This window comes from Sphingopyxis sp. CR5 (assembly GCF_059693785.1).
Genome location: NZ_JCATIE010000002.1, coordinates 305,045 through 327,440, shown reverse-complemented (window position 1 = coordinate 327,440; position 22,396 = coordinate 305,045). Strand labels below are relative to the sequence as shown.

The window sequence follows — 22,396 nt, the reverse complement described above, 5'->3', positions numbered from 1 at the left end:
CTGGGCGTCAGAAGTTGAAACGCAGTCCGACGCGATAGACGCTTTCCAGAAAGCGCGTCTGGAACGGATAGATATCGCCCTCGGCATTGAACTGACGGTGATTGGTCGCGGCCGTGCCCAATATGTTGGACGCGTTGAAGCTGACCGAGAAATTCCGGGTCGGATGCAGCGTCGCCGCGAAATCGAGCGTACCGCGTCCGTCCTCGATCAGGGGCAGCACGGGACCCAGCCCGCCGATCCCGGGATCGTTGAGCTGCTGATAATTCACGATGAACTTCGAGCGGTAATTATAGGCGAGGCGGAGCGAAAGCCCCTTGGTTTCATAGAAGCCGACGAGGTTGTAGATATGGCTCGATACGCCTGCGATCTTCTGTTGCCCGGGAAGGGACGCGGCATATTCCTCGGGCAGCTCGGACGAGTGATCGATATAGGTGTAATTGGCCTGGACGCCGAAATCGTGCAGCCAGGTCGGCAGCCACCGCGCATCGAGCAATGTCGTGACGGCGGCCTCGACGCCCTGGATCTTTCCCTTGCCGCCATTGTCGGGGCGCGTGATGCGCAGCCGGCGATATTCGGGATCGTCGACCTCGACCGTGAAGTTGGAGATAAAGCCCTTTACGTCGCGGCGGAACAGTCCGACCGTCAGCGCGGTCGAACGGGCGGGAAAATATTCGAACGAGACGTCATAGTTGGTCGATTCGATCGGATCGAGGTCGGCGTTGCCGCCTGACGCCGTGCGGACGCAGTCCGGATTGTCGGGGCCGTTTTCGGGAAATGCCGGGTCGACCACGCAGGAGGATGGCGGCAGCCCGATCGTCAGGGTCGGGTTCAACTGTCCGAACCCCGGGCGCGTGCGCGTCTTGGTAAAGGCGAGGCGAAGCTGGAAATCGCGCGCCGGACGCAGCCGCGCACTGACATTCGGCAGGAAATCGGTGTAGCCGTTCGACCGCGAGATCGGGGTTTCGGTGACGATATCGTCGCCGCCATCGGGATCGGGCAGCGTCTCGCGCGCATAGCCGCTGATGCGGTCTTCGGTGCGCACCGCGCGTACCCCGACAAGACCGTCGACCGGAAAGCCGACGTCGAAGGCGTAGCGCGCCTGGATATAGCCCGCATAATCCTTTTCATTGGCCTGATAGGTAGGCTCGCCGAACTCGGGCGTCGACAGCGTCGTCAGCTCGCGCAGATAATCGAGATTGTCGATGAGCGACTTGCGCGTGGGAACCAGGAAGACGCGCAGCGATTCGGCGTCGTCATTGCGAAAGCCCGGCGTCAGCGTCTGATATTCGAGCGGCAGGGCGGTGTAGAAGGTGCCCGGCGGTGCGATATGGTTCTGGTCGTAATTATACCGGAATGCGTCGTGGTCGCTGAAGCGCAGGCCGAATTGCAGCTTGTCGATCAGCGGGCTCGACAGCTGATACTCGCCGTCGATACGCGCCTGGATGCCATGCCGGCCCGACTTCGACCCCGTCTCGGCAAGGCCGACCATCCGATAGTTGGCCGGATCGAACAGGTCGAAGTTGGACAGGGTGACGGTCGGACCGCCTTCGCCGTCGTCGGTGTCGAAATCGAAATGCTTGTCCGGGGCGCCGCGCAGCATGAAATTGAGGCGGCTGTTGGTCAAGGTATAGGTCGAGTCGGTGTAGGCAAGGTCGCCGGATAGCGACAGCGCCGCTTGCTTCCACTTGAATCCGCCACCGATTTGATAGGTGTTCGTATCGGCATCGACGACGAGCTGGCCGCCGGTGGGAAAGGCGCCTCCGCGCGTATCCATGCTCTTTACGAGATCGGAGTCGGGATGGAATTCGACGTTGGGGATTCCCGCCGCGCCGCCGACGGTCACCTGCAAGTTGCGGCCCTCGCCACGGTTGCGGAAGCCCTGCCAGATGCCGTCGACATAAAGCTCGAGATCCCGGTTCGGCCGCCATTGGACAGCGAAGTTCGCCGACGGCCGGGTGCGCTTCGCCACCGCATAGTTGGTATTGACGAAATTGGGATATCGAATGGGGTCGGGATAGGCCGCGAGCTGGCGGCTTCCGATCGCCAGCGCATTGTTGCGCGTCGAATCGATATAGCTGGCCTGCGCATAGGAGCCGTTCACCAGGACGCCGATCTCGCCGATCGACGTGTCCCACCGCTTGCTGATCAACAGATGGCCCTCGGCGGTCAGATCCTGCGACTGGTACCAGTGCACTCCAGAAATGCCGCCGAAAATCCGATCGCGCTTGAAGTCGAGCGGCTTGCGCGAGCGCACATCGACGAGCCCCGCTATGCCCGGTTCGATCAGGTTGGCGGTCGACGATTTATAGACGTCGAGCCGCGAGATGCTGCCCGACGGAAATATCTGAAGGTTCATCGAGCGCCCGTCGGCGATGAAGATATCGCGCCCGTTGAAGGTCGTCGAGAAATCGGGAAGGCCGCGAATGCGAACCCCGGCCGCTTCGCCCTGCGCGCGATCGACCTGCAGGCCGGTGATGCGCGCGGCCGATTCCGCGGCGGTGATATCGGGGAGCTTTCCGATGTCCTCTGCGACGATCGAATCGACGATCGCATCCGAATTGCGCTTGATCGACTGGGCGCTTGCCAGGCTGCGCCGAATGGCGGTGACGACGATTTCGTCGGTGCCCGGCTCCGCGACGACCGCGTCGTCGTTGCGAGCCTGATTCTGCGCCATCGCCGGCGCCGATGCCATGATTCCACAGCCGAGCACCGACACGGTACCCAGCAACCAAATCTTTTGCATGATCTCCCCCCATCTGCTTTGCTATTAAATAGCATTTATCAGATTTATAGAGGTTTGCAACCCGCTGGCCGGAAAAAGGGCCGATATCTGCGGGAAAATTCTCTTTTAACAGCTATTTGCGGACCACGCATCGGAACCCGATATGGCTCGTCGCGCTGTCGATCTGTTGCGCATGACGGGCCGCGGGGCGGTAACGCTGGCAATAATTGGGGGCGCATAGATGCGATCCGCCCTTCAGTACCTTGCGGCCGATTCGGACGTTCGGCATCGCCGCGTCGTAACTTTGCGCGCGGGTGGCGCCGCGCGGATTGGGAATCGCGCAACATGGCGATTTCGCTTTTGCCGCCTGCGGGGCCGCATACCAGTCGCGCGTCCACTCCCAGACATTGCCGATCATGTCGGACAGGCCATATCCGTTGGCAGGAAAGCTGCCTGTCGGGGTGGTACGATACCGGCCGTCGGCTTTCGTCGTCGAGACCGGGAACATGCCCTGCCAATAGTTGGCCAGGATCGCGCCGCCCGGTGCGAGTTCGTCCCCCCAGGCATAATCCTGCCCGTCGACGCCGCCGCGCGCGGCATATTCCCATTCGGCCTCGGTCGGCAGCGCCTTGCCCGCCCACTTCGCATAGGCTTCCGCATCGCCATAGGCGACGTGGACGACGGGATGGTCCTCGATCCCGTCGATCGAACTGTCCGGCCCGGTGGGATGGCGCCAGTATGCGCCTTCGACGAACTCCCACCACCAGGAAGGATCGTCGAGCGGAACGAGCGTCGACGTCGGCTGGAAGACGAGCGATCCCGGTGCAACGCCGTCGAGGTCGGCGTCGGGGTAAAGCGCCGGATCGGGTGGCAGTTCGGCGAGGGTGCGATATCCCGTTGCATCGACGAATGCCGCGAAGTCGGCATTCGTCACCGGTCGCTCGTCGATCCGGAAACTGTCGACCTTGATCCGGCGCACCGGGGCTTCCTCAGGATAGAAATGGTCCGACCCCATCGCAAAGCTGCCCCCCTCGATGCGCCGCATATCCGCGAAAGACGGCGCGGCGTCGGGGGACGGTCGATGCGAGGGGGCGGGCATGTCGGGTCAGTCCTTGTCGGGAAACAGCGGCGCGGCCATCGCCTTCCATTCGGCCGGCGGCAGCTTCGATACGGCGCGGTCATAGGTCAGCAGGCCGTTCAGTTCACCCTCGACGTCGCTGGTCTGGGTATAGACCGCCGCGGCGAGGCCGTCCTGCCGGTATTGCCGGACGATCTCGTCGAACTTCGTGCGATAGCGCGAGCGGAAATCCGCGGTGTCGGTCGCGATCTGATAAAGGCGCTGATCCCGGTCCGGGAACCACAAATGCCCCGGCTCGGCCAGGCCGATGCCGCCATATTCGCCGATCACCCGCACGCGCGCGCCGCTGTCCCTGGGGACCAGCGGGATTTCGTCATACGTATGGATGTCGTACACGTCCGACACGCCGCCTGCGACATCGTACCAGCCGCTCGTCGCATCGACCAGGCGGCTGGGATCCATCGCCTTGGCAAGCCCGGCGACGGTGCGCGCGCCATATTGTCCCCAACCCTCGTTGTTGGTGACCCACATCACGATCGAGGGGAAGGACCGCAGCGCGCCGATGACCTCTGCCATTTCGAGCTGGTACTGGGCCATCGCGCGCGACGTGAACACCGCCTCGCGGTCGCTGGGGCGGCGCACCGCCTGGTCCTCGAAACCGCCCGAGGGCATGTCCTGCCAGATCAGCATGCCGAGGCGGTCGGCGTCGTAATAATAGCGCGCCGGTTCGACCTTGATATGTTTCCGCAGCATGTTGAACCCGGCCTTTTTCAGGAACACCATGTCGCTCTTCGCCGCATCCTCCGACGGTGGGGTCAACAGGCCGTCGGGCCACCAGCCCTGATCGAGAACGCCGTTCTGGAACAGCGGCTTGTTGTTCAGCAGCAACGCCGGATGCCCGGTAGCGGCGTTCTTGCCGACCGAGATTTTGCGCATTCCGAAATAGCTTTTGACGATATCGCCGCCTTGCGCCGCCGGCGTTGCCGCCGCATAGGCAGCGCGTTCCTTGGGCGACAGCGGCGCGGGGCGCGGTTTGGGCGCTGCAACGCTCACGATCTCGGCGGTCAGGTCATACAGGAACGGATCGTCGGGCGACCACAAGCGCGCGTCGGGGATGGCCAGTTCGGCGCTGCGATTGCCGCGAATGATCGTCGATGCGACCGGCTTGCCGTCCTTTAGCGCGGTCACCCGCACCGCATCGGTGGGCCGCGTTTCGGCGCTCAGCGCCACATCGACCCTGACCGTCCCGCGATCGATGTCCGGCGTCGCGCGCACCTCCTTGATATAGAGATCGGGCACGGGCTCCAGCCACACGGTCTGCCAGATGCCGCTGACCGCGGTATACCAGATGCCGTGCGGGTCTAGCCGCTGTTTGCCGCGCGGCTGATCGCCGGTCGAGGTGGGGTCGGCGACCTGCACGACCAGCTCGTTCGCGCCCGCGTGCAGATAGTCCGTGACATCGAAATCGAACGGGTCGGAGCCGCCGCGGTGGCTGCCGACGAGCGCACCGTTGACCCAGATCGTCGCCTCGAAATCGACCGCGCCGAAATGAAGCAGCGTCCGCTTGCCCGACCAGTCGGCGGGGACGGTGAAATCGCGCCGGTACCAGATACGATCGTCGGGGGTGACGGTGCGCGCGACCCCCGACAGCCGCGATTCGACCGCGAAGGGCACCAGGATCTTGCCGTCCATCTGCTTGGGCTGCGGTGCGGTCGCCTTGACGATGGCATAGTCCCACAGCCCGTTCAGATTCTGCCATGCGTCCCGCGTCATCTGTGGCCGAGGATAGCTGCGCCAGGCGTTTTCGGGTGTGACCTTGCGACCCCATTCGGTGATGATCGGGCCGACATAGGCACGGCCTTCATCGCTCTGCGACGGGCCTGCCGCCGTCCCGGATGTCTGGGCAAGGGACGCTGGTGCTTGCAGGGCCATGCAGAGCGCCGTCATGCCGGTAAGTAAGCCGATCCTGTTCACAAAAAATCCTCCCGCTGGTTGCGCGGCCTGTTCTGCGCGCGTCGATATGGTTCCCAATAATGCCGCGCTGCGGTCCCGCCCCGTTCAACGGGGCAGGCTGGCGAGCCAGGCCTTGAGTTTCGCAAGCATCCGGTCCCGTCGCGCCGGCTCGCGCTCGGCAAGATCGGTCGCTTCGACCGGATCGCGCGCGACGTTGTAAAGCTCCGCATCGGCGCCGCCGTCGTTCGCGAGCAGCTTCCAGTCGCCGTCGCGTATCGCGAAGCGCGGCGAGACGTCGCGCGGCGCGTGCGGCCTGGCGACGACGGGATATCCCTCGCGGCCGAAGGCCCAGAAAAGCGGCGGGCGCGCGGCAATCGGGGTCCCGGCCAGCGCCGGCGACAGATCGATGCCGACGCTCCCTGCCGGGACATCGGCACCGACGATCGCGGCAATGGTGGGCAGCAGGTCGACCCCCTGCGCGACCGTGGTCGCATCGCGGGCCCCGGCTTTGACATGGCCGCGCCAATAGGCGATCAGCGGCTGGCGGATGCCGCCTTCGTACAGGCTGAACTTGCGGCCGCGCAGTCCGGTGGTGCTGCCCGGCGCCGTTTCGCCGCGTTCATAATAGCGCGACAGCGAGGACGGGCCATTGTCCGAGGTGACGAGGACCAGCGTGTTGTCGAGCTCGCCCATCTGGTCGAGGCGGTCGAAAAGCCGTCCCAGGGTGCGGTCCATCTTCACAAGCGATGCGAGCATCCGGTCGTCGTCGGAGGATTCGCCCTGGCCCATCACGTCCGAAAGGCTTTCGTCGTCGGGCGCCCAGGGATCGTGAATGTCGTTGAGCCACAGGTTGACGAACCAGGGCTCGTCCGAATGCTGGGCGACGAAGTCGACCGTCATGTCGCAATAGAGGCCGGTGAGCTTCGTCTTGATCTCCCAGAACCGCGGGCCGTTGCCGAGCGCGTCCGACTGCTCGGCGAGGAAGCGTTCCTGATCGGAGACGAGGACGCGCGGGCCAAGACCTTCGAACGTCGTGAAGCTCCGGTCGAAACCATAAGCGGTGGGCCGCGGCGCGTCGCCGATGTCGCGGCCGCCGCCCAAATGCCATTTGCCGATATGCGCGGTCGCATAGCCGGAATGGTCGAGCAGCCGCGCGATCGTCGGCAATTTCGGATCGAGCCAGTCGGCCTGCCCCAGCTCGGCGTTGCGCTTGCGATTTGCAGTGATCGCAACAAAGCCCGCACTAGCCGGGTACCGCCCCGTCAAAAGGCCGGCCCGCGACGACGAACAGATCGGAGCGGGGTCATAGAATTGGGTGAACAGCACGCCTTCGCGCGCGATCCGGTCGAGGTTCGGCGTCTGGACCTTCCTGTTCCCCATCACCGACAGGTCGCCGAACCCCATGTCGTCGACGAGCACGAACAGGATGTTCGGACGGCGTTCCGCCGGAGCAGGGGAGGACGCCGGAGACGTCGGCGAGAGCGCGGCGGCGGGCGGGACGACGGCGACGGCTGCGAGCGTCATCGCGGCGGCGGTCATCAGGGTGCGGACGAGCGGGCGCGCGGTCATCGGTCGGTTTTCTCGCGACATTTCGGGATCAGCCGTGCCACGCTTGCACAAAGTCGGCGGCCCGTACGCCGACGTCGGCAGCACCGAGGCCCGGTTGGTAGAGAGCCGATCCGAGCCCGAATCCGGCAGCGCCGGCCGCGCGCCACGGCTGCATCGTGTCGGGGGCGATCCCGCCGACCGGCAGGAGCCGCGTCCCCGACGGGAGGACGGCGTGCATCGCCTTGACGACGGCGGGATGCGAGGCTTCGGCGGGGAATAGTTTAAGCGCGGTCGCGCCGGCTTCGAGCGCGGCAAAAGCCTCGCTCGGCGTCGCGATGCCGGGAAGCGAGACGAGGTTGCGCGTCGCGGTTTCGGCGACGACGGCGGGGTTCATGTTCGGCGAAATGATCATGCGTCCGCCCGCGGCCTCGACCGCGACGACATCGTCGATGCTCAGCACTGTGCCGGCGCCGACGACGGCGCGCCCGGCGCAAGCCTTGGCGAGCCGCGCGATGCTGTCGAGCGGGTCGGGCGAGTTGAGCGGAACCTCTATGAGCGTAAATCCCGCGCCGACCAGCGCTTCGCCGATATCAGTCACTTCGTCGGGCTTTACTCCGCGCAGGATCGCGATCAGCGGGCAGCGCGCGAAGGCCGCATCAAAATCCGTGACGGGCTGAACCATGCGAATCCCTCTCTTGTGACCGTAGACCGGCAAGGCAATAAGATAAGATTGATATGATCAATGTTGCAATCGAAATATTTTACGTTACGCCTTTGGCCTTGCGAAGGTCCGCCAACGCGGCGGCGCAATTGGGAGACGAGGATATGGCAAGCCGCAACCCGGGTCGATTGATGCTGCGCGTCGGCGGCATGGCGTCCGCATGGGCGCTGGCGCTGGTTCCCTTGGCACCGGGGCTGGCGCAGGCCCCGGGCGCCCAGCCGGCGCCCGCAGCGAAGCCACGCCCGACCCGGCCCAATATTGTCGTCATCCTGCTCGACGATGTCGGCTTTTCGGATATCGGGGCCTTTGGCAGCGAAATTCCGACGCCCAACATCGACGCCCTTGCGAAGAACGGGCTGGCTTTCACGCAATTCTATAACACGGCGCGGTGCAGTCCCTCGCGTGCGTCGCTGCTTACCGGAACCTATCCGCATCAGGCGGGTCTCGGCCATCTCGAGGGGGTCGAGGTGCCGGGATCGCAGGGGCTGAAGAGCCGGCTGATGGACCGCGTCGTCACGCTGGCCGAGGTGGCTAAGTCGGCGGGCTATTACACTGCGATGGCGGGAAAATGGCATGTCGGCATCTCGCGCGGGGTCGGGCCGTGGAACCGCGGCTTCGATCATTCCTTCACCTCGCCCTTCGGTGCGATCTATTACCGCGACCAGCCACAGCGCAACGCGACCTATGTATATATCGACGGCCGCAAGGTGAGTTCGACCTCGCCGGAGGTGGGGCAGGGCAATTGGTATTCGTCGGACCTTTTCGTCGATTGGCAGACCAAATTCTTTCATCAGGCCGAGAGCGAGCAAAAACCCTTTTTCCTCTATATGCCCTTCGTCGCCGCGCATTTCCCGCTGATGGCGCCCCAGGCCGAGGTCGCGAAGTTTAAGGGGCGCTATCGCGACGGATGGGACGCGGTGCGGCGAGCGCGGTTCGAACGCCAGAAGGCGCTTGGTATCATCGCCCCGGATACTGAATTGCCCCCGCCGCTCGTGAACACATACGACTGGAACAGGTTGACCGAAGCGGACAAGGATCGGTTCGATACGATCATGGCGGTTTATGCCGCGACCGTCAGCCGCGCCGACCGCGCGATCGGTACGCTGGTCGACCGGCTTCGGCAGGCGGGCGAACTCGACAACACGCTGATCCTCTTCATGAGCGACAACGGCGGCAATGCCGAAAGCGGCCCCGACGGGCGGCTCGAAGGGAAGGGACGGCCCGGCGGGTCGAAATCGGTGGTGTGGGCCGGCATGAACTGGGCGACGCTGCAGAACACGCCCTTCCAATATTTCAAACATTTCACCGAGGAAGGCGGCATTGCGACGCCGCTGATCGCGCATTGGCCACGCGGCATCGATCCGGCGCTGCGCGGGACGCTGGTCCGCGATCCGGGGCATTTGATCGACATAATGCCGACGCTGGTGGACGTCAGCGGCGCAACCTATCCGACGACATTCAACGGGCACGACATCATCCCGATGCAGGGCCGTTCGATGGTTCCCGCCTTTTCGGGCGAGGCACTTCATCGGTCCCAGCCGATCTTCTGGGAACATGAGGGCAATCGCGCGGTGCGCGACGGTAAGTGGAAGCTCGTCGCGCGGTTTCAAAAGCCGTGGCAACTCTTCGACATGACGACCGACCGCACCGAGATGCACGATCTTGCCGCCAGCCAGCCCGGACGGGTCGAGGCGATGGCCCGCCAATGGGACGAATGGGCGTCGCGCAGCTATGTCGATCCGTGGAAGAACGCCTACGACCGCAATCTCAAAGGGCGCGAGCGTCGGAATTGGGGCGGCGCCAACGCGGTCGACCGGCCTTATGCCTCGCGACCCTGAGCGCCACCGCATTCGCAGGGGCTGACCGGACGCTCAGCCCTTGCGCCGACGCTGGAAAAAGGAAGCCCGGCCGGTCCGCATCGGAGCGCAGACCGGCCGGGCTCTTACATGGCGGCCCGTCCTAGAATTTGATCCGCGCGCCGATGGTGTAGACGGTCTCGTCTCCGTTGAGCTGGAACACCACCTTTTCATTGCCCCAATAGCTCGACGTTTTGTTGCGCAGGATGTTGGTGCCGCCGATGTCGAGCCTCAGCGCCTCCGTCACGTCATATCCGATGCTGAAGTCGAGCCGTCCGGCAGGACGGATGTACGACAGGAAGACCGGCAAATAGGCTTCGTCGACGCGGTCGGCATCATAGGGACGAACCGCGACGCCGCCCGTGTTGTCGGCGTTGATATATTTGGAGCGATAGGTCCAGATCAGCCGGCCACTGAGGCCCGCCTTGTCGTAGAGCAGGCCTGCCGTGTAATTATATTTGGACACCCCGACGAGCGGATTGCCCGACAGGCGATCCTCGCCCTTTACCTCGGAATCGGCGAGCGTGAACGCTCCCTGCACGCCGAAACCGGACAGCGCGCCGGGCAGGAAGTCGAAGAAATATTGCGCACTGACTTCAATGCCTTTCAGGTCGACCGAACCGACGTTGCGCGGGCTGGATATCAGGTAATTGTCGCCGTTGATCAGTTCCTGGGTGTTGGAGGTGACGACGCGATCCTTGATCGAGCGATAATAGCCGGTGACCGCGACATAGCCGCTGTCGAAATAATATTCGGCGGTCAGGTCGATGCTGTCCGATTTTTGTGGCCTCAGATCGGGATTGCCGCGACTGCCGTTGTTGATCAGGAACACATTGCCGACGACGGTCAGGGACTCGGTCGGGTTGAGCGAACCGAAATCGGGCCTCCGCATCGAGCGCGAATAGGTCAGGCGAGTCTGGAAGGATCCCGGAAATTTGAGCCGCGCAGTCGCTGCGGGCAGGATGTCGACATCGGATCTCTTGGCAATCACGGGGCTATAGGTGTCGCTGTTGCCGACCCGTTCGAAGCCCGAGATCGTGCGATCGGTCTTTACGACGCGCGTACCCACCACCCCGTCGAGGGTCAGCGCCCCGATCGGGATTTCGTAGCTTCCTTCCAGATAGGCGGCGTACGTCTCTTCGCTGGCGTTGAACTCCTTGGTCGGATCATAGGCGGGCTGTTCTAGCGGCAAGCCGAACAGGTCGCGCAGTTCGTTGCGACCGCGTTCCGAACGCAGATAGGCCGGATTGACGCCCAGAAACGCCTGGCCGCCATTGAGACGCGGCGCGACGCCTATGATTCCCAAAAAGTCGGGGGACAGCGGCAGCGAGGATATCAGCCTGGCATTCGCTTCGCTGGGCGTGCCGATATTGCCGAAGCCGATCGACTGAACGGTATTGGTCTGGCGAACCTCCTGGAATCGGGCCTTGCGCCGCGCATAGCGGACGCCTCCGCGCAGCTTGGTCAGCAGTCCGTCCAGTTCATATTCGCTGTCGACGCGCGCCTGGAACAGGCTGCCCTGTCCCGCCGAAAAATTCTGGTTGATCGAATTGCGCAGCGAGACATTGTCCGAACTGAGCGGAATCGACGGATCGATCGTGAAGGACGGGCCGTTGTCGTCGTCGAGCACGACGAAGATCGATGGCACGCGCTGTCCGACTTCGGCGTTGAAATTCTCCGTGACAGAGCGCGACGTCTGATAGGCGACGTCCAACTTGATGTGGCCGCGATCCTGTTCGAAATCGAATCCGCCCGCGATCATCTTGTTGCGCTGCGTCACCTCCTCCGAAGACGAATTCTGATTGATCACGACATTGTTGAAGCGCGCGCTCTTGAGCTCGCACATATGCTGGACCGTGAAGGGCTGAAGCGTGACACTGCCGTCGGAATCGGTGACGAGCTGCGGATTGGTGCCGTTGGCGTTCACCCGGGCATCGATGCAATAGTCACCCACCGTGACGTCCGAGATCTGCGAATTGTTGGTAAAGGGCTGCGGGTTGAATCCCGCAAAGCCCGTCGTGCTGTTGAAATAGGTATAGAGGCCGTCGGCATAGAATTGCAGCGACGGTGTCGCCTGCCACTGGAGCGCCGCATTGATCTGCGCGCGTTCGACATCGCCGACGTCGGGCATGTTGCGCAGGACCTGGGGCACCATGATTCCCGTCGTAGCGAGCGGATTGCCGCCAGCGTAGCGGCGCTCGCCCAGATTGGTCACGCTGCGAAGGTTTTTCGACTGCGACCATGTCGCGTTGATCAGCGCGCCGATTTCGCCGATCGACGTGTCGGTCTTGCCCGCGGCAAGGATGCCGAGTTGGGGGTTGGCGGCTCCGACGACCGTTGCGTAATTCTGTCGCGCGGTCAGGACCAGCGTCGGATCGCGGAATTGAAAGGGGCGGTTGAGACGCAGGTCGAGCGCGCCGGCGACGCCGCCTTCGATCTGGTCCGCGGTCTGCGACTTGAAGGCGTCGATCCGCGCGAGCGCTTCGGCGGGGACATCTTTCAGATCGAAGCCGCGGCCCGTCGTCGTGATGACCTCGCGGCCGTTCACGGTCGTCAGAATGTCGGTCAGGCCGCGAATACGCACCGTCGAGAGTTCGTTGTTGCGATCATTCTGGACCTGGATGCCGGGAACGCGTTGCAGCGCGGCGGCGACGGTCGGATCGGGCAGCTTTCCGATATCGGTCGCGACGATCGAGTCGACCACCTGCACCGCATCGCGCTTTACCTCGGCTGCGCGTTCGAGCGACTGGCGCACGCCGGTAACGATGATTTCGTCGGGTCCGGCCTCCGCAGCCGGTGCGGCTTCGGGTCCCGGCGTCGCGACCTCTTGTGCCGCTACCGGCAATGACACGAACAATGCCGTCGTCGATACGGCGCCGAGCAATGCAAAACGCATGATCCTCTCCTCCCTTGTTGCTTTACACGGCTGTTCCGCGCCGAGTCATAACATAAATATTATAAAACTGAGAAATGGCAATGATTATTGCTTGGCGCGCGATGGGGTGCGCCGCCAGCGGGGCAGGCGGCGGATCGATGCATTTGGATGGAAGCGGTCGACCGTCGCCCGCCGCTATGGCGAGCCGCGGTGGTCGAAAGTCCGGTCAGCCGAGGCGCCGTGCGACGGCGATAATTCCAGCGACGAAGGCGGCGTGGCTGTCGACGATCGTGGCAGACCGGCCCTGCGCCTCGACGGCGGCGCCATAAAGGCTGCCGAGCATCGGGTCGGCGAGGATGTGGATGGCGCGGTGTGCGTTTTCGTGAAGACGCACGGCGACATCGTTGCCGATCAGCACGCCACTGGCATAGGAAGCGGCGTCGGCATCGTCGCGCAAGCCGAGCATCTTCGCGGCGCGAATGCTGAACAAGGTCGCGGTCAGATCGCGGCGAGCGCCCTCCGCAAGTCCTTCGCGAAAGGCCTGGCCCAGTTCGACTTCGCCGCCAAGCTGCGCGGCGAGCAGTCCGTGACGGCGGAGGAGGGCGAACAGTTCGCCGGTCATCGTGGTGACGAATCCGGTTACGCGACCGTCTTCGAGTTGGGCCCATTTGCAATGCGTACCCGGTTGCGCGAGCAGCGCATCGGCAGGAACCAGTCCGCTTTCGGCGGCGCCGAGTAGTTGAACCTCCTCCCCGCGCATCACGTCGGGGCGCCGGTCCGCGATCGTCGACAGGCCGGGCACGATTGCCGTGCGGTCGTCGATGAACAGCAGGGCCTTCGCGACGTCCGCCAATCCAGCCGGAACCGGGACATAAGGCGCCATCTGCCAGCCGATATTCGACCCCGCCATGCCCGCGAGCAACATTGGAAGGTCACCGAGCCGGTTGCGGATCCCGGCAACCTCCGCGGGGAAGTCTTGGGTGGATGTTACGCCGCGATCGTCGCGTTCAGTGTGGACTACGCGACCGCCGTCGATCAGGAAGACGCGCCGGTTCGTCGTCCCCCAGTCGATGGCCAGAAAGGCGCCGGCGAAGCTCACCACCAGGTCGCATAGAGCGCGATCAGGATCAGGACGATGATCGCCGCCGCGATGTTGAAGCCGGTGGTGGTGCGGAAACTGACGCCCTCCATGCTGATGAGGTTGCTTGCGGTGGGCGCGGGGCGGGCCAGCGAGACGACGACTGCGAGCGCGAGCGAGGCGAAGAAGACGATGCTCATCCGGTTCATGAACGGCACGGCATTGAGCGCGGCGGAACCGCCCCAGTCGGCCGGGAACCAGAAGACGAAGCTGAGCAGCACCGATGCGACCGCCCCGGTCAGCGCGCCGGCCTCGGTCGCGCGCTTCCAGAACAGGCCGAGCAGGAAGATCACCGTGATGCCGGGGGTAACGAAGCCCGAAAATTCCTGGATATATTGAAAGGCCTGGTCGAGGCTGCCGAGCAGCGGGCGCGCGGTCGCCATCGCGAGGACGATCGACACCGCGGCGGCGATACGGCCGACGAGCACGAGGTGCCGTTCATGGGCATCGGTGCCCGCCGCGTCTTCCGCACGGCTCTGAACGCCCTTGCGCTTGGCATAGAGGTCGAGGGTGAAGATGGTCGCGATCGAATTGATCTTCGACGCGGTCGACGCGATGATCGCGGCGATCAGCGCGGCGAAGACGAGGCCGAGCAGGCCGGTGGGAAGCAGCGCCATCATCGTCGGATAGGCCTGGTCCGGCTTGGCGAGGTCGGGCGCGAGGACGACCGCCGCGATACCGGGGAGCACGATGATGATCGGCATCACAAGCTTCAGGAAACCGGCGAAGATCACGCCCTTTTGCGCTTCCGGCAGGCTCTTTGCCGCAAGCGCGCGCTGGATGATATACTGGTTGAATCCCCAATAGCTGAGGTTCGCGATCCACATGCCGCCGACCAGCACCGCGATGCCGGGCAAATCCTTGTAATAGGGGCTGTCGGGCGAAAGGATCATGTCGAAATGGTCGGGCGCGCGGCGGGTCAGTTCGGCGAAGCCGCCGAGGACGCCCGCGTCGCCGCCGATCTTGCCGAGCGTCAACCACGCGATCACCAGCCCACCAAGCACGAGCAGGGTGACCTGGACGATGTCGGTGAGCGCAACCGCCTTCAACCCGCCGCGAAGCTGGTAGAGGAGGGCAAAGGCGCCGAGCCCGACAAGCGCGACGTCCTGGTTCACGCCCGCAACCTGCGTCACCGCGATCGAACCGAGCCAGATGATGGAGGTGAGATTGACGAAGATATAGAGCGCGAGCCAGAAGATCGCCATGACCGTGCGGATCGTCGGCCCGAACCGTTGTTCGAGGAACTGCGGCATCGTATAGATTTTGTTGGCGAGGAAGATCGGAAGGAACCATTTGCCGACGATCAGCAACGTCGCCGCCGCCATCCATTCATAGGATGCGATGGCAAGCCCGATCGCATAGCCCGAACCCGACATGCCGACGATTTGTTCGGCCGAAATATTGGCCGCGATCAGCGAGGCGCCGATCGCCCACCAGGGCAGGTTCTTCGAGGCCAGAAAATAATCGCTCGAATCCTTTTGATGTCCGGCTTTCTCGCGGCTGACCCATTGCGCGAGCCCGAAAATGCCGATGGCATAGAGGATCACGACGATCAGATCGATTTGCGACAAATTGGACATCCATTCCCTCCCGGAAGGCCGAGTCATCCCCGGCATCGTGATGTTCGTTTATCTTATTAATTAGACTTGTCTAGTGCATCGTTCAGATTAACAATATCATTCGACTGCGCTATGCGCGTCGTAAAGAAAGGTTTGGTGCCCGTGGAACAATCGCTTTTTGCGCAGGGGGACGCGCCCGCCTCGCTCGGACGAAATCTCACCTATGGCCTGCTCGACAATCTGGGGCGCGCGATCGTCACCGGGCGCTATGACGAGGAGGCCTTTCCGACCGAGGCCGAACTTGCCAAGCGCCACGGCGTCAGCCGGTCGGTGACGCGCGAGGCGGTGAAGATGCTGACCGCGAAGGGACTGCTTAGTGCGCGCCCGCGCCAGGGAACGGTGGTCCAGCCGACTTCGTCGTGGAACCTGTTCGACACCGACGTTCTTCGCTGGCTGCTCGAACGCCAGTTCTCGGTCGAGCTGCTGAAGCAATTCAACCAGCTTCGCGTCGCGATCGAGCCCGAAGCCGCGGCGCTCGCAGCCCAATTCGCGCGGCCCGAGGAGCTTGAGAAGATCAACGAAGGGCTGGAACGGATGGCCGCGGCGGAACGCGGCGCCGACGATACGCTGGAAGCGGACATCGCCTTCCACGTCGCGATCCTGCGCGCGTCGAACAATCCCTTCTATGCCCAGTTTCGCGACGTCGTGAGCACCGCGCTACGGACGTCGATCCGCTTTACGAACCGGATCAAGGGGCGCACGGCGAGCGTGGTCGACCATGCGGCGGTGCGCGACGCGATTGCGGCGCGCGACCCCGAAGCGGCGCGCCGGGCGATGCGCCACATCATCGGCGACGTCTTGACGCTGATCGACGACGCCGAGGCCTGACGCAGAGTCCCTAACGCATCGTCACGGGAACGATCGTGCCGTCGGCGCGATAGGCGATCGGCTGTACCACCACGCGCCGCCGGCCGCTGTACGGACCGGCGCCGCTTTTGCCTTCCCAGCGGTGATAGGCGATGTACCACCGGCCGTCGCGCGGATCGTGCAGGAAGGCATGATGGCCCGGTCCCTTGAAGCGGGCGTCGCTGGCGAGGATGCGGCCGCGCCATGTCCACGGACCGGTCGGCGAGGGCGCGGTCGCATAATGGACCTGGTAGGCGTCGGTGCGAAAGCTGCCCGATGAATAGGACAGGTAATAGGTGCCGCCGCGTTCGTGCATGAACGCGCCTTCGGTGAAGTGCGGTGGCGTATCGACCGGCACTTCGCGATCGATCGTCACCATGTCGGGTTTCAGGGTCCAGACGCGCAACGTCGCGCCCGCACTGCCGCCGGCATAGAGGTAAGCGGTCCCGCTCGCCGGATCGACGAAAACCGCGGGATCGATCGCCTCGAACCCGTTGCCGCCCGTGACGAGCGGACGACCGCTGTCGGTGCACGGCCCCGCCAGCGTGGTGCAGGTCGCGACCCCGATGCGGCTCGGCGTGGGATTCTGGGGCCCCACCGCGAAATAGAGATAATGGTGGCCGCGGGCCGTGACCATGTCGGGCGCCCACAGGGCGTGGCGGGGGGCGCCGTCGTCGTCGATCCAGTCGATCGCGTCGCGCCGGATCAGTTCGGCGCCCTCGGTCCAGTTGCGCAAATCGTCGGAGGTCCAGACGTGCAGGCTGGCGCCGCCATCGGAACCGGTCGGATAGATATAATATCGGTCCTGCGCCGCCTCTATGTCCGGGTCGGCCCCCTCGAACGACAGCGGAGCCGGCGGGACAGCGGTCGCTGCCGCCGTACCCGCCGCCCCGATCAGCGCGGCGACGAGGAGCGAGCGCGCCGTCGGCCCGATCGTCATTCGCTCTTCGCCGGCGGGACGACGCCCTTTGGCGCAGCCGCAAGACGCTTGATCAGGTCGACTTCGGCCTGGCGATAGGGGGTGCCGTCACCGCGGAAGACCTCGTGGAACCAGATCGTCGGCTCGTCCCATGTATAGGGCTTTTTCCAGCTGTCCCACGGCAGGCGGGTCTGCGTCTTGCCGTCGACGAAGCCCCAATTATACATGCCGATATTATATTTCTTGCCGAGCGGCAGCGTCCCATCGAAGGTCGATCCGTTGCCGCGCGCCATATATTCGGTGCAAAGCGCCGGCCGGCCATAGCTCGCAATCTGTCTTGCGCGCTTTTCAAAGGTTTCCGGCCAGCTGTAGTCGTGGAAGCTGTTGATATCGGACTGCCCAAGCTGGGTCCTCTCGACCGCGTCGAGCTTGTCCGCCCGGTCCCAGTGCTGGCCGATCCAGACGCCGGAGGTCAGCGGTTGGCTCGGGTCGACACTGCGCGCCCATTCGTAAACCTGCGGCAGCAGGAGGGCGACATATTTGTTTTTGTCCGGAATATGATCGTAGTTGCCGCCGCCCTTGTTGTTGGGCTCGTTCCACACATCCCAGACGAGGACGCGCGGATCGTCGGCAAACGTGCCGACGATATCCTTCACATAGGCCTCGAGCTTGCCATATTGGCTGGCGTCCTTCAGCCGTGCCTCGCCGGGAGCCTGCACCCAGCGCGAGTTGTGGACGCCGGGGATCGGCGGGGTCTGCGGTCCATAGACGGGGTTGGGGTCCCAGACGCTGTCGAACAGCACGAACATGATCTTGATGTCGTGCTTGTCGGCGATGGCAAGGAACCGGACGATGCGCTTCTTGAAACCCTCGGCGTCCTTTTCCCACACCAGATTGTGCAGGAACACGCGCATCGTGTTCATGCCGATGTCGTGGGCCCAGCCCAGTTCCTTGTCGATCGTCGCGGGATCGAAGCTGTCGGCCTGCCACATCTCCAGCTCGTTGACCGCGGTCGCCGGCGTATAGTTCGCGCCGACGAGCCAGGGCTGCTGTGCATACCAGGCGTTGGCGGCCTCCTTGGTCCATTGATCGCGGGCTTCGGCGGGGGTCGCTGCAACCGCCAGGGCGGCCGCGGCGAGCATGAGCGAGCGGCGGATCATTGCGCTGCCGCCTTCCGGCGCCCGTGCCGCCGCGGCGCGGCGTCGCGCACGGTAAAGCGATAGGTCATCGTGTTGCGATAGGTCTGTCCGGGTTCGAGCTGCGCACTCGGAAATCCCTTTTGATTCGGCGCGTCGGGGAAATTCTGCGGCTCGAGCACGATCGCGTCGCCCATGCGATAGATTTTTTTCGCCTTTCCATAGCTGGTCGCGTCGAAGAAATTGCCCGAATAGAATTGCACCCCCGGCTGGTTCGACCACAATTCGAAGCCGCGGCCCGACCCGGGCGCGTAAACGCGGGCCATCAACTGCTGCTGTTTCGGCGGCGTGCGGCTGACCACCCAATTATGATCGTAGCCGCGGCCGAAGACGATCTGTTCGTCCGACGCGTCGCGCACCCGCTTGCCGACAGGGGTCGGGCGCCGGAAGTCGAAGACGGTGCCTTCGACGGGGCGGAACTCGCCGGTCGGGATCGCGCCGGCGTCGGTCGGCAGATAGGCGTCGGCGGGAATCATCAGCAAATGCCCCATCGCGCCGAGCGACGATCCTTCGCCGAGCAGATCCCAATAGCTGTGGTTGGTGATGTTCACGACGGTCGTCTTGTCGGTCGTCGCGCTATAGTCGATCGTCAGGTTGTTCGCATCGTCGAGCGAATAGGTGGCGAGCACCGTCATCGTCCCGGGATAGCCCTGGTCGCCGTCGCGACTGACATAGCGCAGCGTGACCGAAGCCGCCGGTCCCTCCTTGACCGACACGACCTCCCACAGGACCTTGTCGAACCCCCTGGTGCCCCCGTGCAGCGCGTTCTCGCCATTGTTGACCGGTGTCTGATAGGTTTTGCCGTCGATCGTGAAGCGCCCGCGGGCGAGGCGGTTGGCAAATCGGCCCACGGTGCTGCCGAAATATTGCGGTTTCTGTTCATAGGCGGCGATGGTGTCGTAGCCGAGCGCGACGTCCGCGAGCTGGCCGTCGCGGTCGGGCAGGATCATCGACTGCAAGGTGGCGCCATAAGCGATCACCGTCGCCGACGTCCCCTGATCGTTGCGGAGCGTCACCGCCGGCACTTCGCGGCCGTCGGACAGCGTTCCGAAGCTGGATTGCTTGGCGGTCGCTGCATGGGCTGCGCCCGTTATCAGCGAGGCCGCAAGCGCACCCGACGCCAATATGGTGCGGTTTTTCGACATGATCCTTCTCCCTATCAGCCGCGATACATTGCGGTCGGCCGGCCACGGCAGCCGGGATCGACCTCGAACAAGGCCCCGCCGAGCGGTTCGTCGACATCGACCGCGGCGGAGGTTACGAACATCCGGTCGAGACCGGGGCCCGCGAACGTACAACTCGTGATCTGGCTCGCGGGGAGGGCGATCGACCGTTCGCGCCGCCCTTCGGGGTCGAAGCGCGTCACGCAGCCGGCGCCCCAGCATGCCACCCATAGCCCGCCGTCGGCGTCGAAGGTCATCCCGTCGGGATTGCCCCATCCGGGCTCGAACCGGATGAAGGGTGCGCGCGGCCCCAGGCTGCCGTCGTCGCGGATGTCGAAGCGGAAGATGGTCGCGAGCGCGGTGTCGGTATGGAGCAGGAAGGGCTGAGACGCGTCGATCGCGGGGCCGTTGGCGATGGTGTAGGGCGTGTCGACCCGGACGATGCTGCCGTCGACATCGATGCGGTGGAAACTGCCGCTGGGGCGTTCGCAACCGATGTCCATCGACCCGGCCCAGATGCGACCCTGCGCATCGGCCTTGGCGTCGTTGAGCCGGTTGCCCGGATCGGCGGCATCGACCGTGCCGATCAGTTCGCGGCGCCCCGAGGCAAGGTCGAGCCGCACGACGCTGCGGCCGATGCCCGCGACGAAGCCGCCCGCTTCGCGCTCGAGGATCCACGCCGCGAAATCGGGCTGCGGGTAGCTGGCGATACGCTCGTCGTCGAGGGACAGCCTGTGAATGCGCCGCCCCAGAATGTCGGTCCAGAACAGCGCGTTCTCGCGCGACGACCACAGCGGGCCTTCGCCGAGCCGATCGCGCGCGTCGCGTCCTATCGCCCGGACCTGATCCATCAGTGGCTGTCGCGCGGCAGGCCGCGGGTCTGGGCGATGCGTTGATATTTGACCGCGAGTTCGATCACGGCGCCGCCGCCGAACTGGCCGGTGATGTCGCGATGGATTTCCTGCCAGGGCGTCTGGGCTTCCGGAACATAGTCGGGCGTTCCCGCCAGCGCGGCACGGCGGCGATCGAGTTCGGCGTCGTCGACGAGCATGTCGGCGCTGCGCTTTCCCAGATCGATGCGGATGCGATCGCCGGTCTGCACGAGCGCCAGGCCCCCGCCGACTGCGGCTTCGGGCGCCGCGTTCAGGATCGAAGGGCTGCCGCTCGTTCCCGACTGCCGACCGTCGCCGATACAGGGAAGCGCGTGAACCCCGGTGCGGATCAGCGCCGCGGGGGGACGCATGTTCACCACCTCGGCACCGCCCGGATAGCCGATCGGCCCGGCGCCGCGCATGATCAGGATCGAATTCTGGTCGGCGCCGAGCGCGGGGTCGTCGATGCGCCGGTGATAATCCTCGGGCCCGTCGAAGACGATCGCAACGCCCTCGAACGCGTCGGGATCGTCGGCATTGTTCAGATAGCGCGCGCGGAATTCGGGCGAGATCACGCTCAGCTTCATTACCGCATTGTCAAACAGGTTGCCCGAAAGGACGGTCAGCCCGGCCGCAGGCTTCAGCGGTTCGGCCAGCGGGCGGATCACGTTGCGGTCGAGCGTGTCGGCTTCGCCGATGTTGGCGGCGACGCTCTGTCCGTTCGCGGTCGGCGCCTCGCCGTCGATCAGCCCGGCGCGCAGCAATTGGCCCATCACCGCTGGGACGCCGCCGGCGCGATAGAAATCTTCGGCGAGATAGCTACCCGCGGGCTGGAGGTTTACGATCAGCGGGACGTCGGCGCCATGCCCTTCCCAATCGGCCAGCGTCAGGTCGACGCCGATATGGCGGGCGATCGCGTTGAGGTGGATCGGCGCATTGGTCGATCCGCCGATCGCCGAATTGACGCGGATCGCGTTCAGGAAGGCGGCGCGCGTCAATATGTCGCTCGGCTTGCGGTCGGCGCGGACCATTTCCACGATCTGGAGCCCGGTGCGATAGGCGCATTCCTGGCGGTCGCGATAGGGGGCGGGGATCGCCGCCGACCCAGGGAGCGACAGGCCGAGCGCTTCGGTCAGCGAGTTCATCGTCGTCGCGGTGCCCATCGTGTTGCACCAGCCGGTCGACGGCGCCGACGAGGCGACGAGTTCGATGAACTCCTTATAGTCGATTTCGCCCGCCGCGAGCATCTCGCGGGCTTTCCAGACGATGGTGCCCGATCCGGTCCGCTCGCCCTTGAACCATCCGTTGAGCATCGGCCCGACCGACAGCGCGATCGAGGGAATGTTCACTGTGGCTGCCGCCATCAGACAGGCGGGGGTGGTCTTGTCGCACCCGATGGTCAGCACGACGCCGTCCATCGGATAGCCGTGGATTGCCTCGACAAGGCTCAGATACTGAAGGTTGCGGTCGATCCCGGCGGTCGGGCGTTTGCCGGTTTCCTGAATTGGGTGGGTCGGAAATTCGAGCGCGATGCCGCCCGCATCGCGGATTCCGTCGCGAACGCGTTTCGCGAGTTCCAGGTGATGCCGGTTGCACGGCGTCAGGTCGCTGCCGGTCTGGGCAATCCCGATCACCGGTCGCCCCGACTGAAGTTCGTCGAGGCTGATGCCGTAGTTCAGATACCGCTCGATGTAGAGCGCGGTCATGTCGGGATTGTCGGGATTGTCGAACCAAGCCTGCGACCGGAGCGTGCGCGCGGGTTCCTGTTTGGCGTCCTTCAAGCGTGTCGACCTTTCCCTGCCCGCGCGCGGTTCGTCGGCGCGGCGTTCGTTACTGACTAAAGCCGTTGATAGAATCCATTTTGCCGGATAGAAAGCATATATATCGTAT

15 protein-coding genes are annotated in these 22,396 nt (G+C 64.4%); 2 read left to right on the top strand and 13 right to left on the bottom strand.

The features are described from left to right. Positions 1 to 7: 7 nt before the first annotated feature. The 5 genes from AC58D2_RS04390 to AC58D2_RS04370 form a co-directional block, all read right to left on the bottom strand. Positions 8 to 2,743 (bottom strand): TonB-dependent receptor, encoded by a 2,736-nt coding sequence (locus AC58D2_RS04390; protein WP_497387702.1) that lies wholly within the window; start codon positions 2,741 to 2,743, stop codon positions 8 to 10. Between the two features lie 112 nt (positions 2,744 to 2,855). After that, positions 2,856 to 3,821 carry a formylglycine-generating enzyme family protein gene (locus AC58D2_RS04385; RefSeq protein WP_497387700.1) on the bottom strand — a complete coding sequence of 322 codons (966 nt, stop codon included), beginning with the start codon at positions 3,819 to 3,821 and terminating at the stop codon, positions 2,856 to 2,858. Between the two features lie 6 nt (positions 3,822 to 3,827). After that, the gene (locus AC58D2_RS04380; RefSeq protein WP_497387698.1) at positions 3,828 to 5,774 is read right to left on the bottom strand and encodes a glycoside hydrolase family 2 protein; all 1,947 of its coding nucleotides are present in this window, start codon (positions 5,772 to 5,774) and stop codon (positions 3,828 to 3,830) included. A gap of 84 nt (positions 5,775 to 5,858) precedes the next feature. Continuing rightward, positions 5,859 to 7,322, bottom strand: a complete 1,464-nt coding sequence (locus tag AC58D2_RS04375) for a sulfatase-like hydrolase/transferase (protein ID WP_497387696.1) — start codon at positions 7,320 to 7,322, stop codon at positions 5,859 to 5,861. A gap of 28 nt (positions 7,323 to 7,350) precedes the next feature. After that, entirely contained in the window at positions 7,351 to 7,983 is a 633-nt protein-coding gene (locus AC58D2_RS04370) for a 2-dehydro-3-deoxy-6-phosphogalactonate aldolase (protein WP_497387694.1), read from the bottom strand. A gap of 143 nt (positions 7,984 to 8,126) precedes the next feature. Between AC58D2_RS04370 and AC58D2_RS04365 the strand changes: the two genes are divergently transcribed. Then, entirely contained in the window at positions 8,127 to 9,860 is a 1,734-nt protein-coding gene (locus AC58D2_RS04365) for an arylsulfatase (protein ID WP_497387692.1), read from the top strand. Positions 9,861 to 9,981: 121 nt separating this feature from the next. Here AC58D2_RS04365 and AC58D2_RS04360 read toward each other — a convergent pair whose 3' ends face one another. The 3 genes from AC58D2_RS04360 to AC58D2_RS04350 all read right to left on the bottom strand — a co-directional run bounded on the left by AC58D2_RS04360 (position 9,982) and on the right by AC58D2_RS04350 (position 15,471). Next, complete coding sequence (locus AC58D2_RS04360) at positions 9,982 to 12,774, bottom strand: TonB-dependent receptor (protein WP_497387690.1); 2,793 nt, start codon at positions 12,772 to 12,774, stop codon at positions 9,982 to 9,984. A gap of 205 nt (positions 12,775 to 12,979) precedes the next feature. After that, positions 12,980 to 13,858: a 2-dehydro-3-deoxygalactonokinase gene (locus AC58D2_RS04355; RefSeq protein WP_497387878.1), complete on the bottom strand. Its 879-nt coding sequence runs from the start codon at positions 13,856 to 13,858 to the stop codon at positions 12,980 to 12,982. Beyond that, positions 13,849 to 15,471, bottom strand: a complete 1,623-nt coding sequence (locus AC58D2_RS04350) for a sodium/sugar symporter (RefSeq protein ID WP_497387688.1) — start codon at positions 15,469 to 15,471, stop codon at positions 13,849 to 13,851. The genes AC58D2_RS04355 and AC58D2_RS04350 overlap by 10 nt, the downstream gene beginning before the upstream one ends. 141 nt (positions 15,472 to 15,612) lie before the next feature. Here AC58D2_RS04350 and AC58D2_RS04345 point away from each other — a divergent pair, with 141 nt between their 5' ends. Continuing rightward, positions 15,613 to 16,338: a FadR/GntR family transcriptional regulator gene (locus AC58D2_RS04345; RefSeq protein WP_497387686.1), complete on the top strand. Its 726-nt coding sequence runs from the start codon at positions 15,613 to 15,615 to the stop codon at positions 16,336 to 16,338. Between the two features lie 10 nt (positions 16,339 to 16,348). On the opposite strand, the gene AC58D2_RS04340 is transcribed toward AC58D2_RS04345, so the two are convergent. The 5 genes from AC58D2_RS04340 to AC58D2_RS04320 are packed head-to-tail and all read right to left on the bottom strand — an operon-like array spanning position 16,349 to position 22,287. Beyond that, on the bottom strand, positions 16,349 to 17,296 hold the full coding sequence (locus tag AC58D2_RS04340; RefSeq protein ID WP_497387684.1) for a family 43 glycosylhydrolase: 948 nt from the start codon (positions 17,294 to 17,296) through the stop codon (positions 16,349 to 16,351). After that, entirely contained in the window at positions 17,293 to 18,435 is a 1,143-nt protein-coding gene (locus AC58D2_RS04335) for a glycoside hydrolase 5 family protein (RefSeq protein WP_497387682.1), read from the bottom strand. Before AC58D2_RS04335 ends, AC58D2_RS04340 begins: the two co-directional genes overlap by 4 nt. Continuing rightward, entirely contained in the window at positions 18,432 to 19,616 is a 1,185-nt protein-coding gene (locus AC58D2_RS04330; RefSeq protein ID WP_497387680.1) for an aldose epimerase family protein, read from the bottom strand. The genes AC58D2_RS04335 and AC58D2_RS04330 overlap by 4 nt, the downstream gene beginning before the upstream one ends. A 14-nt stretch (positions 19,617 to 19,630) precedes the next feature. Then, the gene (locus AC58D2_RS04325; RefSeq protein WP_497387678.1) at positions 19,631 to 20,485 is read right to left on the bottom strand and encodes an SMP-30/gluconolactonase/LRE family protein; all 855 of its coding nucleotides are present in this window, start codon (positions 20,483 to 20,485) and stop codon (positions 19,631 to 19,633) included. Further along, positions 20,485 to 22,287 (bottom strand): IlvD/Edd family dehydratase, encoded by a 1,803-nt coding sequence (locus AC58D2_RS04320; RefSeq protein ID WP_497387676.1) that lies wholly within the window; start codon positions 22,285 to 22,287, stop codon positions 20,485 to 20,487. The genes AC58D2_RS04325 and AC58D2_RS04320 overlap by 1 nt, the downstream gene beginning before the upstream one ends. Positions 22,288 to 22,396: the final 109 nt, after the last annotated feature.

What these genes read in the sequence shown, in the direction of transcription:
- AC58D2_RS04390 (WP_497387702.1), bottom strand. Translation starts at nt 2,743, where the DNA reads ATGCAAAAGATTTGGTTGCTGGGTACCGTGTCGGTGCTCGGCTGTGGA.
- AC58D2_RS04385 (WP_497387700.1), bottom strand. Translation starts at nt 3,821, where the DNA reads ATGCCCGCCCCCTCGCATCGACCGTCCCCCGACGCCGCGCCGTCTTTC.
- AC58D2_RS04375 (WP_497387696.1), bottom strand. Translation starts at nt 7,322, where the DNA reads ATGACCGCGCGCCCGCTCGTCCGCACCCTGATGACCGCCGCCGCGATG.
- AC58D2_RS04370 (WP_497387694.1), bottom strand. Translation starts at nt 7,983, where the DNA reads ATGGTTCAGCCCGTCACGGATTTTGATGCGGCCTTCGCGCGCTGCCCG.
- AC58D2_RS04365 (WP_497387692.1), top strand. Translation starts at nt 8,127, where the DNA reads ATGGCAAGCCGCAACCCGGGTCGATTGATGCTGCGCGTCGGCGGCATG.
- AC58D2_RS04360 (WP_497387690.1), bottom strand. Translation starts at nt 12,774, where the DNA reads ATGCGTTTTGCATTGCTCGGCGCCGTATCGACGACGGCATTGTTCGTG.
- AC58D2_RS04350 (WP_497387688.1), bottom strand. Translation starts at nt 15,471, where the DNA reads ATGTCCAATTTGTCGCAAATCGATCTGATCGTCGTGATCCTCTATGCC.
- AC58D2_RS04340 (WP_497387684.1), bottom strand. Translation starts at nt 17,296, where the DNA reads ATGACGATCGGGCCGACGGCGCGCTCGCTCCTCGTCGCCGCGCTGATC.
- AC58D2_RS04335 (WP_497387682.1), bottom strand. Translation starts at nt 18,435, where the DNA reads ATGATCCGCCGCTCGCTCATGCTCGCCGCGGCCGCCCTGGCGGTTGCA.
- AC58D2_RS04330 (WP_497387680.1), bottom strand. Translation starts at nt 19,616, where the DNA reads ATGTCGAAAAACCGCACCATATTGGCGTCGGGTGCGCTTGCGGCCTCG.
- AC58D2_RS04325 (WP_497387678.1), bottom strand. Translation starts at nt 20,485, where the DNA reads ATGGATCAGGTCCGGGCGATAGGACGCGACGCGCGCGATCGGCTCGGC.